Below are 16049 nucleotides of genomic sequence, written 5' to 3'. Positions count from 1 at the left end.
AGCGACGCCTCTATCAGTCGTTGTCGGACAGCCCGGCACCTGCGCCGCGCAATCGCGAGGCTTCGGTGGCGGGCGCATAAGTGCGGTGGGCAAGAACGCCAAGGCGGTCCCAGGCCTCGGCCGGTGCGCTGCCGCGCAAAACCGGCTCCCGGCGGTCGGTCATTTCAGCCGGAGTTGTGAAAGCGACCTTGTCGGCAAGCATCGCTGTGTAGGCGTCGGGAGCACCCCGCGCGCACAGCTGGCGGCCATCTGTTGCAAGGTAGACACCCGCCCATTCAACAGCAACCGGAGTCTCCAGCCGCAACGCAGCCCCTGCAGCAAAAGGAACCAGCAGCAGCGGCACGCAAACACGCTCCATTTCGATCCGGCCCGCATCCATCAGCTGCACCGCGCAGTCGCTTAAGGCGGCGCCGGCAATCAGCGGGCTCATCCGCCCCGAAGGGGCGCTCCACACCCCTGCCAGTGTCAAGGGCGCCAGATCTGCGGGCGGCAAACGGTCGTTCATCTCCAGCAGCGCAGCCAGCAGTTCCGCCCCCGGAAAGCCAAAGGAAGAGAGCCAGCGCGTGCCTTTTGCAGCCTCCTCGGCCAATCCCCAGGGGAGACCGGCGCCACGGGCGGCGCGTTTGCACATTGCTTCGATTTCATTCAGGGAATGGTTCATGCCAATGCCCCCTCTTCCAGTCTGGGATAGACCCAGAATTCGGCGTTCTCCTGCGAAAGCTCCTGCGGATAGGGCGCATTGCCGTACATGCAGATCCGCACCCAGCGGTCAGAGCGGGGATCAAACTGCGTAGCACCGAAGAAGGCGAGTTTGCAACGCAGCATGTCAATCGGCAGAACGTCGTGCGAAATCGTGTTGTCCCGGATCTCGGCATAAGGTGCGCGGCCTGCAATCTGGGCGCGGCGCACTGTATGGCGGTATTCAGGATGGCGCAGCAGGAACTCGGCAACGCGGATCTCGCCCTGCCAATGCGCCAGCGCATTGAACAGCGCCGCAGCATCCCGGCCAGGCGCCAGCGGCTGCTCGTATTCCTCCACCGGCTCCTCGAACCGTTCGCCCAGGCGCGGTTCCAGCTTTTCTTCCGAAACATACCAGGCGCGGGCCCGGTTTTCCCGTTTCTGCCAGTCTGTACCGATCGCCCATTCGTAAATCCGCGTCAGAAGCCCGCGCAGTTCGTCAATGGTCATCGCTCCAGCAATCCGGAATGTCGGCGTGTTATCTGCCGCCATGCCGTCGCTCAACTCGTCAATCAGGCTGCCATAGGGTTCCAGCATCATTGAGGCCAGCCATTCCTGGCCTTCCAGAGACAGTGTTTCTTCGGCCCAGCGGTGCATCTGATCCCATGGCTGGGGACCGCTCAGCACCTGCGGAGTGCTCAGATAGGCGTCGATCTGTTCCAGGTCGTTCCGCAGCCCGGCCAGTTTGCGCACCTGGATCTCATGCTCGGACTGCCACAGGTCAACATTCTTTTTGCTGCGCTGCAAAAGCCGCAGGAACAGGGCGATTTCGTCCTCCGATGCGCTGTCCAGACTGCGGACAATACGGATTGCATCCTCGCGGGCGGCGATCCAGTTGTTGAACAGAACCGGATGGTTCAGCAGGAATGGCGCCATGCCCAGTCCGGTTGAATTGCCGATCCCAAGCGAACGGGCCAGTTCCGGGTCCAGCTGTGCTGCTGTCCGGCCTGCCGCCTTGGCACGCAGGTCTGCCATATGCTGGACCAGATCGCGCACGAACCAGCGGGTCAGGAAAACCGACAGCATCTCGGCCTGGAACGGAACCTGGAATTCCGGGCGCTTTGCGATCATCTCGCGGTCCGCCGCACCCAGTTTTCCTGATCCGTAAACAGCCGTGGTCCGCATCAGATAGCCGACGGCATCAAGCTGGGCGGCATCCGGCTGGCGGCCTTCGGACAAGGCGGAAACCACATGTTCCCACAGGCGCACGGACCGGTTGGCGCGCGATACCGAAATCTCGCGTTCGCTGACCCGGCCGGCTTCCTGATAAGGGACATTGTTCGAAAGGCGTTCGATGTCGTCGTCTGTCGGGACACCGTCGAACAGGGCAAAGGTGGCGTCCCAGGCCGTCGCAATCACCCGGTCCGACCGCATTTCAGGCGGCAGATCATGTGCAAAGGCGATCAGGGAATAGGTCCGCGCAGGGCCGGTTGCGGAAAAGACCGCAACGCCGACCCCGTTTTCATCAATATCAAACCTGGGGCGCGAAAAGCTCCAGTTTTCGCGGGCCATGCGCCGTGTCAGAATCCGCATAAAGCTGAGGCGGCACTGGTGCAAAGAACCGAGACGGCTAAGGCGCATGACCTGCGCCGGGTCCCGTAGTGATATTGATGTCTGCGCGGTTGTTTCCATTTAGGTTATCCTTTGGGGCCAAAGTTTTCGGCAAAGAACCGGTGCCAGTTCCCGCCCATGATGCCGCTGACCTCATCATCGTTCATGCCCGTCGCGCGAAGGCCCTCTTCGATGTTTCCAAAGTCGCGGTTGTCCTTGAACCAGCTTGGCATTTCCGGGAAGCCCGGAGCGGCGGCTGATCCTTCGCCGTAATCGATTTCCTTGCTCCAGCGGCCGACACGCATCCACTCAACCACGCTGTCGGGCTGATCCTGGCACAGGTCGGTGCCGATACCGAGGTGTTCCACCCCGTATTTGTCAGCGGTGCTTGCAACCATCTCGCAGAAGCTTTGCAGGGTGCAGGCGCCCTTGTCTTTCAGGTGATGCGGATAGACCGAAAAGCCCAGCATGCCGCCGTGGCCGGTCACCGCGCGGATGACGTCATCCTTCTTGTTACGCAGGGCGGGCGACCACTCATGCGGGTTGGCATGGGTGATGGCGATCGGGCGGGTGGACAGCTCAGCCGCCTCGATGGTGGAACGGTCTGCCGAATGGCTCATGTCGACCACCAGGCCAACCCGGTTCATCTCCTTGATCACTTGTTTGCCCATGCGGGTAATGCCTGGATCCTCGGCCTCATAGCAGCCGGTCGCCAGCAGCGACTGGTTGTTATAGGTGAGCTGCATGAACCGCGCACCCAGGGTGTGCAAAATCTCAACCAGACCAATGTCGTCTTCCATCGGCGAGGGGTTCTGGAAACCGAAGAATACCGCGGTGCGGCCGGTTTCGCGCGCCTTGTCGATGTCAGAGGCCCACTGCCCCTTCATGATCAGGTCCGGATACTGCTCGAACCAGCGGTTCCACTTCTCAAAGTTCAGAACCGTTTCGCGGAAGTTCTCGTGATAGGCAATGGTGACTTGGATCGCGTCCACGCCGCCCTCGCGCAGCTGGCGGAAGATCTTTTCCGACCAGTTGGCATATTGCAGGCAATCGATACGGTATCCGGTCATTCAAGCACCTCGAAATTCAAAAAACCATCGCCCGGCCCATTGGAGCGGGCAGTAAGCGCCCGCCCTGCAATGGGCAGAACGGACGCGTCCATAAACTGGCAGGCCGGCTGCACGGCGCTGCCAGGGGTCCAATAATCAGACCGGATTGCCGGCGCTGATGTAGGCGGTCTTGACGGTGGTATAGAACTCCGCCGCCGCCTTGCCCTGCTCGCGCGGGCCATAGGAGCTGTCGCCGCGGCCGCCGAATGGCACGTGATAGTCGGTGCCTGCGGTCGGCAGGTTGACGGTGACAACACCGGTGCGGGCGTTGCGGCGGAAATGGGTTGCGCGGGCCAGCGACTGGGTCACGATGCCCGAGGTCAGGCCGAAGTTGGTGTCGTTCACCACGCTCAGCGCTTCGTCATAGCTGCCGACCTTGATCACGCTGGTCAGCGGCGCGAACATTTCCTCGCGGTTGATGCGCATCTGGTTGTTGGTGTTCAGGAAAACGCCGGGAGACATGTAATAGCCCTCGTGCGGCATCTCCAGACGCTGACCGCCGCAGGCGAGTTCGGCACCTTCGGATTTGCCCAGATCGACATAGGCCAGGTTCTCGTTCAGCTGCTGCTGGCTGACAACGGGGCCAATTTGCGTCCCCTCTTCCAGGGCGTGCCCGACTTTGTAGGCGCTGGCGCCGGCAACCAGTTTTTCGACAAATTCATCGTGAACCGAAGCATGCACAACCAGACGCGACGACGCGGTGCACTTCTGACCGGTGCTGCCAAAGGCACCGCCAAGCGCGAGGGTCACAGCCAGATCAATATCTGCATCGTCCATAACCGCCAGCGCGTTTTTGGACCCCATCTCCATCTGCACTTTGGTCAGGTTCTGGATCGCGGCCGAGGCGATGCCTTTGCCAACCGGAACCGAACCAGTGAAGGAAATGGCGTTGACCTTGGGGCTTTCCACCAGGCGCTGACCGATTGAGCGGCCCGAGCCCATGACCAGCGAGAACAGACCCTTGGGGATATCCTGACGCTGGATGATTTCAGTCAGCGCAACAGCCGATGCCGGGGTGATGTTGGCAGGTTTCCAAACCACGGCGTTGCCGTAGCACAGCGCCGGCGCAATCTTCCACGACGCGGTCGCGGTCGGGAAGTTCCAGGGGCTGATGATGGCAACGGTGCCAACCGCTTCGCGGCGTACGTCGATTTCAACGCCGGGACGTACAGAATCGGCGTTTTCGCCCAGCTGACGCAGGCATTCAGCGGCGTAATAGGTGAAAAACTGACCGGCGCGGTAGACTTCGCCCTTGCCTTCAGCAAACGGCTTGCCTTCTTCGCGGGCCAGCAGCGTGCCCAGTTCTTCGGCGCGGCTCATCAGCTCGTTGCCGATGTTCATCAGCACGGCCTGCTTGCGCTCCATGCCATAGGCTTCCCACTCGGCTTGCGCGATTTGTGCCTGGTCCAGCGTCGCCTCCAGCTGATCGGCGCTGGCCTGGGCAAACATGCCGACCAGATCGCTCAGATCCGAAGGATTGCGGTTTTCGATTTCGCTTTCGCCAGCCAGCCATTCGCCGGCAATCAGGTTCAATTTGGTCACAGAGAAGCCCCAGATGCTGATTTTAAGATTTACAGCAGGATGGACTTCGGCACCCGCATCAGTCAAACTCAATTAACTGAACGTAACTACAGAATTTCTGAAGTCATGGCTTTGAAAATCGAAATGCTGCGTGCCTTTTGCACGGTGTCACAGACCGGCAACCTGTCAGAGGCGGCCAACCGTCTGGGCCGGACCCAGTCCGCCGTCTCCATGACCCTCAAACAGTTGGAGGACCATCTGGGCAAAAAGCTGTTCGAAGGCGAACGCAAGAACCAGCTGTCCTCTTTGGGAGAGCAGGTTTTTGAATTGGCCCAGAAACAAGTGCGTCAGTTCGACCAGACGGTGCGAAGCATCGAGATGGCGGCTGAGGCCATTCACGGGCTGATCCGCATCGTCTCGGTTCCCTCGGTCGCGGCGCTGGTGTTCCCGCCGGTGCTGGAGCATATGACCGCCCGCTACCCCGGCCTTAAAGTTGAACTGCGCGATACCGACACCCAGCAGGTGCTGGATGCGCTGGCCGAGGGCAAGGCGGATATCGGCATCGCCTCTGGCTATCACCCGCTGAACGGGGTCAAGGCAGTGCCGCTGTTCGAGGACCGTTTCGGACTGGTCTGCTCTGCCGTGCACCCGCTGTTTCAGCAAGACAGCCCGCCCTCCATTGCGGATGTCACCGGCGCTGGGTTTGTCCGCAATGCGCTGTGTGATCTGATCCGCAATGAGCGCTTTGTCGAGGCCAGCAGCGGCGCGGATGTGACGATCCACAACACCCATTCACTGATCACCATGGTGCGCACAGGAAAATGGGTCACGGTTCTGCCGCAAACCGTGGCCCGCTTCATGCCGGAAACCACGGCTTTCCGCCCGATTGCCGATCTGCCGGACAGGCGCGAGGTTTATCTGTACCAGCGCGACCGCTCCCGCTTTGCCTCGCTTACCGCGGAATGCAGCGCATTCATCCAATCCTGCGACCTGTCCTGCGATCTTCCCGGCTAGCGCAATTGCTTAGGCCGGCCCGGTTGTCCCCCGGATGATCTGCTCCAGTTCACAGCACAGCCTGAAAGGTTCCGGCGCATCGGATGTGATAAAACGGGTGAACTGCGCACCTGCGAGCGTTCCTATGGTTTCAGCCGGGATCCGGACCGTTGACAGGCCGGGTTCAATATCAGCCGAGCCTTTGAAGTCGCCGATCCCCATCACCGACAGCTCCTCTGGCACCTTCAGCCCGCATTTTTGCGCCCCGTACAGCGCGCCCTGGGCTATCACGTCATTGCCGCACAACAGCGCCGTCGGACGGGACGGGCCGGCAAGCAGCTCCAAGGCCGCCTGCTTGGCCTGCGCAACACTGTAAGGCGCCTCGGATTTTCTGTCCTGCGGCACGGTGATGCCTGCAGCTTCAAGGGTTTCCAGCACCGCCGACAGCCGGTGCCGCGCCCGGTCATTGCCGCGGGTGTCAGGAAAGATCAGGCCGATATCGCGGTGCCCAAGCTCCAGCAGATGCGCCGCTGCCATCCTGCCTGCCTGCCGGTTGTCGGCCCCGACACAAGGCAGTTCCGCATCCTCGGCATAGTTCCAGATCGCCATCGCCGGGGTTTCCTGCTGCGCGATCAGCCGGGCGGTGGCCTGCGAATGCTCCAGCCCGATCAGCGCCACCCCGTCGACCCGGTGTTCCAGAAACTTGCGCACCATCGCGTACTCGCGCTCCAGATCATACCCATGCGAGGCCAGCAGCAGGCTGAACCCCTCTTTGCCGATGGCATCCGAAAACGCCTGGATCACCTCGGCAAAAATCGCATGGTTGATTGTTGGCACAACCAGACCGATAGTAGCTGAACGCTTACCGTGCATCGTCTGCGCCGCGCGGTTGCGGATGTAACCAAGCTTCTGCACTGCGCGGCTGATCTTTTTGCGAGTCGCCGGGCTGACCAGATCCGGGTGATTAAAGGTACGCGACACCGTGGAGGGAGACACTTTGGCAGCCTTGGCCACCGCGACGATATCGACGTTACCCTTTTGTTTTAAAGCCAAAACTTCCCCTCCCGCGAGACAGTTTATGAAAACGTTTGCAATACTATTTTCATGGCCTAACCTGAATTGTCAAGAAACGTGAAAACGGGATCAGCCGGGTTGGGAGGCCCTGAATGGACTTCATATTTTACTTCGGAGACGTCTTCTCGCCGCTGTCCTTTCTGTTGCTTCTGGGCGGCACGATTGGCGGGCTGATCCTGGGGGCAACCCCGGGGCTTTCCCCCACTATGGCAGTGGCGCTGCTGATCCCGTTCACCTTCCATCTGGAGGCTGTGCAGGGTCTGATCCTTCTGGGGGCGGCCTATACCTCCACTGTTGCAGGCGGCGCCGTCAGCGCCATCCTGCTGAAGATCCCCGGCGCGCCGGCCAATATCGCCACCACTCTGGACGGCCATCAGATGGCCAAGCAGGGCCAGGGCGCCAAGGCGCTGCAACTGTCCTTCCTCGCCTCTGCCGTGGGCGGCATCTTCGGCGTGCTGCTGCTGATCTTCCTGACACCGCTGCTGGCCGAATGGGCGCTGGCATTCGGCCCCTCGCATCTGTTCTGGCTGGCGATCCTGGGCGTCACGGTGATCGGTTCGCTCGATTCCGCCTCGGTGGTCAAGGGGTTGCTGTCGGGCTGCATCGGGCTGTGGCTGGCAACCATCGGCTTTGACGATATCATGGGTGCCCAGCGCTTTATCTTCCACCCGTCGCTTGGCGGCGGCATCAATATCATCGCGGCCCTCATCGGCCTGTTTGCCATCCCGCAGGTGCTGACCATGTTCGCCAAGGGCCGCCGCACATCAGGTGCCGAGGTGATCGAGGTGCAAAAACACTCGGTTCTGGACGCCACCAAGGAGCTGATCCGCCGTCCCCTGGCCTTGGGCATCGGCACCATCACCGGTTCGATCATTGGCCTGATCCCCGGTGTGGGCGGCCAGATCGCCGGGCTGGTGGCCTATGACCAGACCAAGAAGTTCTCCTCTGAGAAGGAGAAATTCGGCAAGGGTCACAGCGAGGGCGTGATCGCCGCGGAAGCTGCCAATAACGCCATGGTCGGCCCGTCGCTGGTGCCGCTGCTGACCCTGTCGATCCCAGGCAGCCCCACCGCCGCGGTGCTGCTGGGCGGGCTGCTGATCCACGGGATCTTTCCGGGGTCCGATCTGTTCGACAATCACCCCGATGTGGCCTGGACCTTCATCAACTCGATGCTGGTGGGCCAGGTTCTGATGTGCCTCTTCGGCCTTTACGTGGCGGGGCTTGCTGCCCGCGTCGCCCAGGTGCCGCAATCGGTGATGGCCGCCATCGTGCTGGCGCTGTCGGTGTTCGGTGCCTATTCCGTGCAAAGTTCGATGGGCGACGTCTATGTGATGGCCTGCCTTGGCATCGGCATGTATTTCCTGGAACGCTTCGGCTTCTCCGCCGCACCGCTGGTGCTGGGTCTGATCCTGGGTCCGATCGCGGAATCCAACTTCATCCAGGGCGGCATGATCGCCGATGCCACAGTCGGCCGGGCCAGCTACTTCCTGTCCGGCGGGCTGAACCTTTTCCTGATCGCCGTGGTTGTTGCCTCCGTCGCCTACTCGGCCTGGATGGAATTGCGCAGCCGCCGCTACACCACCAAAGAGGAGGCGCAGGCATGAACCGCTCTCAGCACATTTTCGGCTCCGGTCTGGTCTTTGCTGTGGGCATCTGGGTTGCCTGGATCAGCTACACCCAGGCCCCCGCCGAAGCCTTCCTGTTCCCGCGCCTGATCGCCTCGGTGTTTGTGGTGCTGGCCGGCTGGACCTTTGGCAAAGCCGTCCTCGGCCTCAGCAAGGTCGGCTCGGGCGTGTCCCGCACGATGTTCCTGAACATGGTTCCGGGGCTGGTGGTGATGCTGATCTATGTCTTCTGGGCTGCCAAGACGCTGGGGTTCTATACCGCCACCACCATCGGCTTTTTCATTCTGCTGTCGCTTTATGACCCCGCGCCGCATTCCGAAGGTAAAACCTGGATCAAGCGCGCAGTGGTCACCGCCTGCTTTGTTGCAGTGATGTACGGGCTCTTTGCGCTGCTGCTGAGCGTCTACACACCACGTGAAATTCTGTTCTGACCGTTTTAACGCGGCCCGGAAACAATAGCGAAATCATTAGGGAGGAGAAGAAAATGAAGAAACTGATTGCAGGCGCAGCCATGGCGCTGATGGGCCTGGGCGGCGCTGCCCTGGCCGAGGATTACCCGGAACGCCCGATCATGATGATGGTCTCTTACGGCGCGGGCGGTGCCACTGATTTCCAGGCCCGGATCGTGACCATGACCGCGGGCAACGAGGATGCATTGGGGATGCCCATCGCCATCATCAACAAGCCCGGCGCCGGCGGCCGTGTCGGCTGGAACTGGTTCGCCACCCAGGCCGATCCGGATGGCTACACACTGGCGGCCTACAACGTGCCTCACTTCATCGCCCAGTCGATCAAGGGCGGCGTGCAGTATTCCTCTGACAGCTTTGAACCCATCGCCAACTGGGGCGCCGACCCGGCGGTGTTTGTTGTCGCCGCGGACAGTCCTTTCACCTCAATGGCGGATGTGGTTGCCCATGCCACGGAGAACCCGGGCAAGCTGACCTTCTCCGGCGCCGGGCTGTTTGTTGGCCACCATATTGCCGCGCTGCAGATCGAAAAGGCCGCTGGCGTCAAGATGGCCTATATCCCGACCAAGGGCGGCGGCGCCGCTGCGATGAAGGCGGTGATCGCCGGCGAGGTTATGGGCGGCATCAATAACCTGTCCGACGCCTTCCGCGCGCAGGAGGCCGGCAACGTCAGAATTCTGGGCGTGGCGGACCTGCAGCGTTCGGAGTTCCTGCCCGACGTGCCCACAATGCAGGAGCAGGGACTGGACGTCGACAATTCCTCGGTCAATTTCCGCGGCGTGATGGTGCCCAAAGGCACCCCGCAAGAGGTGATCGACCAACTCGCCGCCACCGTGCCCGAGATGTTCGCAAACCCCCGCGTGGCCAAGAAGATGCAGGCCGGCGGTTCGCCCATGCACATCATGAGCCGTGACGAGGTCAAAGCAATGTGGGCCGCCCGCGAACAGACGCTCAAGGAACTTCTGGCCGGGCTCTGACCCCGCGCCCACTGGCCGAAACCCTCCGGGGCAGCGCCCCTGCCCCGGACAATCAATCGAGGAAAGACATGACCGCTCAGGACGCACTCGCCTCTGGCATCGCCGAGGTGGAACAGATCGTGGCGCGCGCGCGCACCGCCCAGCAGGCATTCGAGACCCGCGGCAGCCAGGCGCTGTATGACAAGGCAGTCTTGGCGGCAGGCTGGGCCATCATGGAACCTGCCCGCAACCGGTCCCTGGCCAAGCTTGCCGTTGACTCCACCGGCCTGGGCAACGTGCCGGACAAGATCATCAAGAACCACCGCAAGACGCTGGGACTGTTGCGCGACATTGCAAACGTTCAGACCCAGGGCATCATCAGCGACGATCCCGCGACCGGCATTACCGAGATAATGCGCCCCATCGGCGTGATCGGCGCCGTTGTCCCCTCAACCAACCCGGCGGCGACGCCTGCCAACAACATCATCAACGCGCTGAAAGGCGGCAATGCCATTGTTGTGGCCCCCTCGCCCAAGGGTGTCGCGTCCTGCGAATTGCTGCTCTCCTATATCCACGCCGAATTCGCCAAGCTCGGGCTTGACCCGGATCTGGTGCAGATGATCCCCGCGCCCGGCTCCAAGGCCAAGACCCAGACTCTGATGGAGACCGCCGACCGGGTGATCTGCACCGGCAGCCAGAACAACGTCCACCGCGCCCAATCCTGCGGCACCCCTGCTGTGGCCGTGGGGGCAGGCAATGTACCCGTGATCGTGGACGAGACCGCCGATCTGTCCGGCGCCGCAGCAAAGATCACTGCCTCCAAGACGTTCGACAACGCCACCTCCTGCTCCTCAGAGAACTCGGTTGTGGTAGTGGACGCCATTTATAACCAATTTATCGCCGCATTGGCCCAGGAAGGCGGCGCGCTGATCCCCGAGGCTGACGCAGACGGCATCATCGCCAGGCTCTGGCCGGACGGCCACTTGAACCGCGACGTCATTGCACAGGACGCGGACAAAATGCTGGCTGCGCTGGACATGGGCGGAAAAGTCCCCGCAGGCACAAAATTCCTGGCGGTGGAAACCAAGGGCATCGGCCCGGATCACCCGCTGTCCGGCGAAAAGCTGAGCCGCATTCTGGCGGTCTACCGTGCCAAGGATTTCGCGGATGCCAAAGCCATCGCCGCCCGCATTCTGGATCATCAGGGCGGCGGCCATTCCATCGGCATCCACACTGCCAAGGACGAACGTGCCGTTGAGCTGGGCCGCGAAATGCCGGCCTGCCGGGTGATCGTCAATCAGGCCCATACGTTTGCCACCGGCGGCGCCTTCACCAATGGGATGCCGTTTTCGCTGTCGATGGGATGCGGCAGCTGGGGCGGCAATTCGATCGACACCAACCTCCATTGGCGGCATTTCGTGCAAACCACCAAGATCGTGCGCGAAACCGCACCTCGCGAACCGCCATTGGACGACATCTTTGCCAGCTATTGGGCGGAGGCGGGACAATGATGGAACCGCCCAAAGGAACCATTCGCGACTGGCTGAACAAACGCGCCCAGGACGGCGGCACCGGTTTTGTCTTCCCCGATGGCGCGCCGGATCTCAGCTGGCAAGAACTGCACAGCACGGCTGAGGCCATCGCCCGTTCGCTGACCGCGATGGGCATCGCCAAGGGCGAGAGCATCACGATCCTGCAGCCAAACGGGCGCGAGGCGCTCGAATGCCTGTTCGGTGTGCTCTACGGCGGCTTCCGCGCCACCATGATCAATCTGGTCGCGGGCAACAGTGCCGTCGCCTACGCGCTGCAGCACAGCGGCGCCCGCTTTGCGTTTGTGCATGACAGCCAGACCGGGCTGTTCGCGCAGGCTGCCGACCTGTCCATCCTCTCCCCATTGGACAGGCAGGCAGTAGCTGGCGGTTCACCGGCAGAGCTGCACCCGCTCTCTGCCGGTGATCACGCTTTGCTGATGTATACCTCCGGCACCACCGGGCAGCCCAAGGGGGTGGTGCACAGCCACGCCAGCCTGCTGGCCGGCGGCTGGACCACAGCCATCGCGCATGAGCTGACACCGCAGGACCGCGGTCTGTGCGTGCTGCCGGTCTACCACATCAACGGGTTGTGCGTGACGGTGATGGGCACGCTGATTTCCGGCGGCTCGCTGGCCATGTGCGAGCGTTTCTCCGCCAGCCGCTTCTGGGCGCATGCGGGCTGGTCCAAGGCCACGTGGTTTTCGGTGGTGCCGACCATCATATCGCATCTGCTGCACTCAGAGCTTGATCCCGTTGACAGCACCAGGGCACGCCTGCGCTTTGGCCGTTCCGCGTCCTCGGCGCTGGCTCCGGACGTGCAGCGTGCGTTTGAAGACCGGTTCGGCATTCCCATCATCGAAACCATGGGCCTGACGGAAACCGCCGCGCAGATCCTGTCCAATCCGCTGCCTCCGGGCACCCGCAAGATCGGCTCCCCCGGTGTCGGCTATGGCAACGGCATCGCCATCCTGGATGCAAACCAGCAGCCGGTAACCGATGGCACCGAGGGTGAACTGGCCGTACGCGGCCCCAACGTGATGCTGGAATACCTGAACAACCCGGAGGCCACGGCGGACACATTCACCCCGGACGGCTGGCTGCGGACCGGAGATCTGGGCCGCATCGACGAAGACGGCTATGTCTTTGTCACCGGCCGCCTGAAAGAGCTGATCATCAAAGGCGGCGAAAACATCGCCCCGCGCGAGATTGACGAGGCGCTTTATTCACACCCCGACGTGATCGAGGCCGCCGCTTTTGCCCGCCCCTGCAAAAGCTACGGTGAAACGGTCGAGGCCGCCGTTAAAATCCGCGACGGCTCCTCCCTGACACCGCTGGAGCTGATCGAAATCTGCCAGTCCGTACTGGGCCGGTTCAAATCGCCGGACGAAATCCACATCCTGCCGGACCTGCCCAAAGGGCCGTCAGGGAAGATCCAGCGCAACAAAATCCTTGGGGAGATCACCAATAGCTGAACGCCCCAGGAACCCTCGCCCGCAAAATTATGAGAAGGTCAGTTATTCTGCCTCAATGTTTCGCGCGCGAAACATCCGGTCAGCAGTGCTGACCGGTCCGCCGCGCGGCAGCGCGGCGCCGGACCCAACGGGCGCGGGGTCTTCGTCAGGAGACCCGGCAACGGGCGGGAGTGCAGCATCGCAGCCGCTCACGCCAGATGAAAGGACAGGAACGGTCCTGCCCCGTCCGCGTCACGGATCCAGCGGGCCTTGATCCCGAAAATTTCCGATACTGTATCCGGGTTCAATGCTATCTGCGGTGTGCCCAGCGCCACCAGGCGTCCGCCCGACAGCACCGCCACCCGGTCGCACATCAGCGCCTGATTCAGATCGTGCAGTGCCACGACGGTGGTCACTTTCAGGTTCCGGATGCAATTCAGGATCGACAGCTGGTGATGAATATCCAAGTGGTTTGTCGGCTCGTCCAGCAGCAGCAGTCCGGGCCGCTGCGCAAGTGCGCGGGCGATGTGCAGCCGCTGCCGTTCACCGCCGGACAATGTGGCCCATTCGCGGCTGGAAAACCCCTCCATTTCCACCGTCTTCAGCGCGTTTTCCACATGCAGGCTGTCTTCGCTGCTCCAGGGTCTCAACGCTGACAGCCAGGGCGTCCGCCCCAGTTCCACCACCGACCGTGCGGTGATGCGCTCGGCGGTATCAGACTGCTGCTCAACAATCGCGGTCCGCTGGGCGACCTCTCTGCGCGTCAGCTGCGCCAAGGGTCTGTCCGCCAGCAGAACCTCGCCATGCGACGGGCGTGCCAACCCCGCCAGCAGGCGCATCAGCGTGGACTTCCCGGACCCGTTCGGACCGACCAGCGCCAGGGTCTCTCCCGGCTGAACCATCAATGAGACATCAGACAGCAGCAGCTTGCCGCGGATGGAGTAAGACAGGCTGCGGGCTTCGATCTTCATCGCGCAGCCCTGTTCCCGCGTACCAGGATCACCGCAAAGGACGGCGCCCCGATCAGGGCGGTGACAACGCCAATTGGCAGCACCTGGCCAGGGATTATGATCCGGGACACGATGTCGGCGCCAATCAGGAACACCGCGCCGGTCAGCGCCGCGGCCGGCATCAGCCTGCGATGCCCTGGACCGACCAGGAACCGTGCCGCATGAGGGATCACCAGGCCGACAAAGCCGATGGAGCCAACGATGGACACCATCACCGCTGTGGTCAGCGCGGTAGCAAAGATCAGGATAACTTGCACCCGCCGCACCGGAACACCCAGCGAGGCCGCTGAATCGGTGCCAAAGGTAAAGGCATCCAGCGCCCGCGCATGGAACCGGCAGACGACCCAGCCCGCCAGCGCCAGCGGCACTGCCAGCCACACATCCGGCCAGCGCACCCCGCCCATATTGCCCATCAGCCAGAACATGATGCCGCGAGCCTGATCGGCGTTGGCGGATTTTGCGATGATAAAAGCAGTCAGCGCGTTGAACAGCTGCGAGCCTGCAATGCCCGCCAGCACGATCTGCGCTGCCGCAGCGCGGCTGCCGCCTGCTCCGGCGGCCCGGGCCAGAACAGCAACAAAGCCAAAGGCCAGCAGCGCGCCGTTAAAAGCGCCAAAGGACAACGACAGCGCACCGCCGCCAAGCCCTGCAATGGTCACCGCAACCGCCCCGGTCGAGGCGCCGGCGGAAATGCCCAGGATATAGGGATCCGCCAGCGCGTTGCGCAGCAGGGCCTGCAGCACCACGCCCGCCACCGCCAGCGCCGCCCCGCAGGCCCCCGCCACCAGCGCGCGCGGCAGCCGGTAACTCCAGACAATGCCTTGATCTATCGGATCAACCGGCAGCCCTGCCCCGGCCAGCTTATTGGCCAGAACAGACAGGACAAGGTCGGGCGCAAGCGCGGTTTCCCCGATCATTGCGCCTGCCAGAACCGCTGCAACCAGCACCGGCAAGGCCAGGCACGCGCCCTTGACGCCCTGCCATGTGATTGCAGCGGCTGCACTCACTGGCTGGTGCCGATCACGCTGAGTTCAGCAGCCAGATCCTCCAGCGCCGGAATGGCACGGATGGTGGCATCCATCGCCTGGGCGTCCATCACAACGATGCGGTTGTTCTTGACTGCATCCATCTGGCTCGCCACCGGATCATTGCGCAGGAAGTCCAGCTTTTTCTCGAAGTCATCCGCGGCAAAGCGGCGGCGGTCCATGCGGGCAATCACAATCACCGTCGGATTGGCCTTGGCGATGGTCTCCCAGCCGACCGTCGGCCATTCCTCGTCGGTCTCAATGACGTTGCGCAGCCCCAGCTGCTGCATCATGTAGCCCGGCGCGCCCTTCTCGCCTGCCACAAACGGATCGCTTTCCATTTCCGGCGAAGAGAACCAGAACACAGCGGAAGCATCTTCCAGTGCGACCTTCTGCGCCTTGGCAACAGCTGCCGCCTCGCGGGCCTTATATTCGGCGACCAGCTCGGCGCCCTTATCGGCTTCGCCAAAGATCGCCGCCAGTTCCTCGATCCCCTGATACAAGCTGCCGGTGGTGAACATCTGCGTGCGGGTGCCGTCGCCGCCGGTGGTGTTGTCCTTGCCGACGCAATCGGCGGGCATCACATAGGTCGGGATGCCCAGATCATGAAACTGCTCGCGCTTGGCAACAACACCTTCGGGGCCGACGTGCCATTCGTACTGCGCCGCCACCAGGCCGGGGCGTTTGGCCACGACGCTTTCAAAGCTCGGATCGTTGTCGGCCAGACGGTCGATCTTGGCATTCAGGTCCGCGTATTCGGGCAGCACGTCGTTGAACCAGACTGAGGTGCCCAGCACCTTATCGCCCAGCCCCAGCGCGTAAAGCACTTCGGTCGCCGCCTGGCCAACCGTCACCGAAGACGCTGCCGGCGCCTTGAATGTGACCGACTGGCCGCAGTTTTCAATGGTCAGCGGAAAGGTTTCGCTGGCCGCCGCAGCCTGTGCGGCAGCGATGAAGGAAAGGCCGATCAGGCCGGAACGCAAAAACATGATATTCG

14 protein-coding genes are annotated in these 16049 nt (G+C 62.4%); 6 read left to right on the top strand and 8 right to left on the bottom strand.

All coding sequences use genetic code 11. From position 1 onward, the window contains the following. Window positions 1–13: 13 nt before the first annotated feature. The 4 genes from ETW24_RS05710 to ETW24_RS05695 all read right to left on the bottom strand — a co-directional run bounded on the left by ETW24_RS05710 (window position 14) and on the right by ETW24_RS05695 (window position 4940). Window positions 14–661 (bottom strand): DUF3726 domain-containing protein, encoded by a 648-nt coding sequence (locus ETW24_RS05710; RefSeq protein WP_129370141.1) that lies wholly within the window; start codon window positions 659–661, stop codon window positions 14–16. Further along, a complete protein-coding gene (locus tag ETW24_RS05705) occupies window positions 658–2370 on the bottom strand; it encodes a hypothetical protein (protein WP_129370140.1) in 1713 nt (570 codons plus the stop codon). The genes ETW24_RS05710 and ETW24_RS05705 overlap by 4 nt, the downstream gene beginning before the upstream one ends. A 5-nt stretch (window positions 2371–2375) precedes the next feature. After that, window positions 2376–3359 (bottom strand): membrane dipeptidase, encoded by a 984-nt coding sequence (locus tag ETW24_RS05700; protein WP_129370139.1) that lies wholly within the window; start codon window positions 3357–3359, stop codon window positions 2376–2378. 135 nt (window positions 3360–3494) lie between these two features. After that, window positions 3495–4940 (bottom strand): aldehyde dehydrogenase family protein, encoded by a 1446-nt coding sequence (locus ETW24_RS05695; RefSeq protein ID WP_129370138.1) that lies wholly within the window; start codon window positions 4938–4940, stop codon window positions 3495–3497. A 105-nt stretch (window positions 4941–5045) separates the two neighbouring features. On the opposite strand from ETW24_RS05695, the gene ETW24_RS05690 reads away from it, so the two are divergent. Beyond that, the gene (locus ETW24_RS05690) at window positions 5046–5933 is read left to right on the top strand and encodes a LysR family transcriptional regulator (RefSeq protein WP_129370137.1); all 888 of its coding nucleotides are present in this window, start codon (window positions 5046–5048) and stop codon (window positions 5931–5933) included. Window positions 5934–5942: 9 nt separating this feature from the next. Here ETW24_RS05690 and ETW24_RS05685 read toward each other — a convergent pair whose 3' ends face one another. Then, on the bottom strand, window positions 5943–6965 hold the full coding sequence (locus ETW24_RS05685; protein WP_129370136.1) for a LacI family DNA-binding transcriptional regulator: 1023 nt from the start codon (window positions 6963–6965) through the stop codon (window positions 5943–5945). A gap of 113 nt (window positions 6966–7078) precedes the next feature. Here ETW24_RS05685 and ETW24_RS05680 point away from each other — a divergent pair, with 113 nt between their 5' ends. From ETW24_RS05680 to ETW24_RS05660, 5 genes are all read left to right on the top strand, one after another. Beyond that, the gene (locus tag ETW24_RS05680; RefSeq protein ID WP_129370135.1) at window positions 7079–8590 is read left to right on the top strand and encodes a tripartite tricarboxylate transporter permease; all 1512 of its coding nucleotides are present in this window, start codon (window positions 7079–7081) and stop codon (window positions 8588–8590) included. After that, window positions 8587–9042, top strand: coding sequence for a tripartite tricarboxylate transporter TctB family protein (locus tag ETW24_RS05675; protein WP_129370134.1), 456 nt, complete (start codon window positions 8587–8589; stop codon window positions 9040–9042). Before ETW24_RS05680 ends, ETW24_RS05675 begins: the two co-directional genes overlap by 4 nt. Window positions 9043–9095: 53 nt before the next feature. After that, on the top strand, window positions 9096–10055 hold the full coding sequence (locus tag ETW24_RS05670; RefSeq protein ID WP_129370133.1) for a Bug family tripartite tricarboxylate transporter substrate binding protein: 960 nt from the start codon (window positions 9096–9098) through the stop codon (window positions 10053–10055). A 68-nt stretch (window positions 10056–10123) separates the two neighbouring features. Beyond that, the gene (gene sauS, locus ETW24_RS05665; RefSeq protein ID WP_129370132.1) at window positions 10124–11545 is read left to right on the top strand and encodes an acylating sulfoacetaldehyde dehydrogenase; all 1422 of its coding nucleotides are present in this window, start codon (window positions 10124–10126) and stop codon (window positions 11543–11545) included. Beyond that, window positions 11542–13038, top strand: coding sequence for an AMP-binding protein (locus ETW24_RS05660; protein ID WP_129370131.1), 1497 nt, complete (start codon window positions 11542–11544; stop codon window positions 13036–13038). The genes sauS and ETW24_RS05660 overlap by 4 nt, the downstream gene beginning before the upstream one ends. 188 nt (window positions 13039–13226) lie before the next feature. On the opposite strand, the gene ETW24_RS05655 is transcribed toward ETW24_RS05660, so the two are convergent. The 3 genes from ETW24_RS05655 to ETW24_RS05645 are packed head-to-tail and all read right to left on the bottom strand — an operon-like array spanning window position 13227 to window position 16041. Beyond that, window positions 13227–13988 carry an ABC transporter ATP-binding protein gene (locus ETW24_RS05655; RefSeq protein WP_129370130.1) on the bottom strand — a complete coding sequence of 254 codons (762 nt, stop codon included), beginning with the start codon at window positions 13986–13988 and terminating at the stop codon, window positions 13227–13229. Further along, window positions 13985–15034: a FecCD family ABC transporter permease gene (locus tag ETW24_RS05650; protein WP_129370129.1), complete on the bottom strand. Its 1050-nt coding sequence runs from the start codon at window positions 15032–15034 to the stop codon at window positions 13985–13987. The genes ETW24_RS05655 and ETW24_RS05650 overlap by 4 nt, the downstream gene beginning before the upstream one ends. Further along, window positions 15031–16041 (bottom strand): ABC transporter substrate-binding protein, encoded by a 1011-nt coding sequence (locus tag ETW24_RS05645; protein WP_129370128.1) that lies wholly within the window; start codon window positions 16039–16041, stop codon window positions 15031–15033. The genes ETW24_RS05650 and ETW24_RS05645 overlap by 4 nt, the downstream gene beginning before the upstream one ends. Window positions 16042–16049 lie beyond the last annotated feature (8 nt).

The sequence above is a fragment of the Leisingera sp. NJS204 genome (assembly GCF_004123675.1).
GTDB lineage: Bacteria > Pseudomonadota > Alphaproteobacteria > Rhodobacterales > Rhodobacteraceae > Leisingera.
Note: the sequence above shows the minus strand (reverse complement) of the source record. Positions and strands in the feature narration are given on the sequence as shown.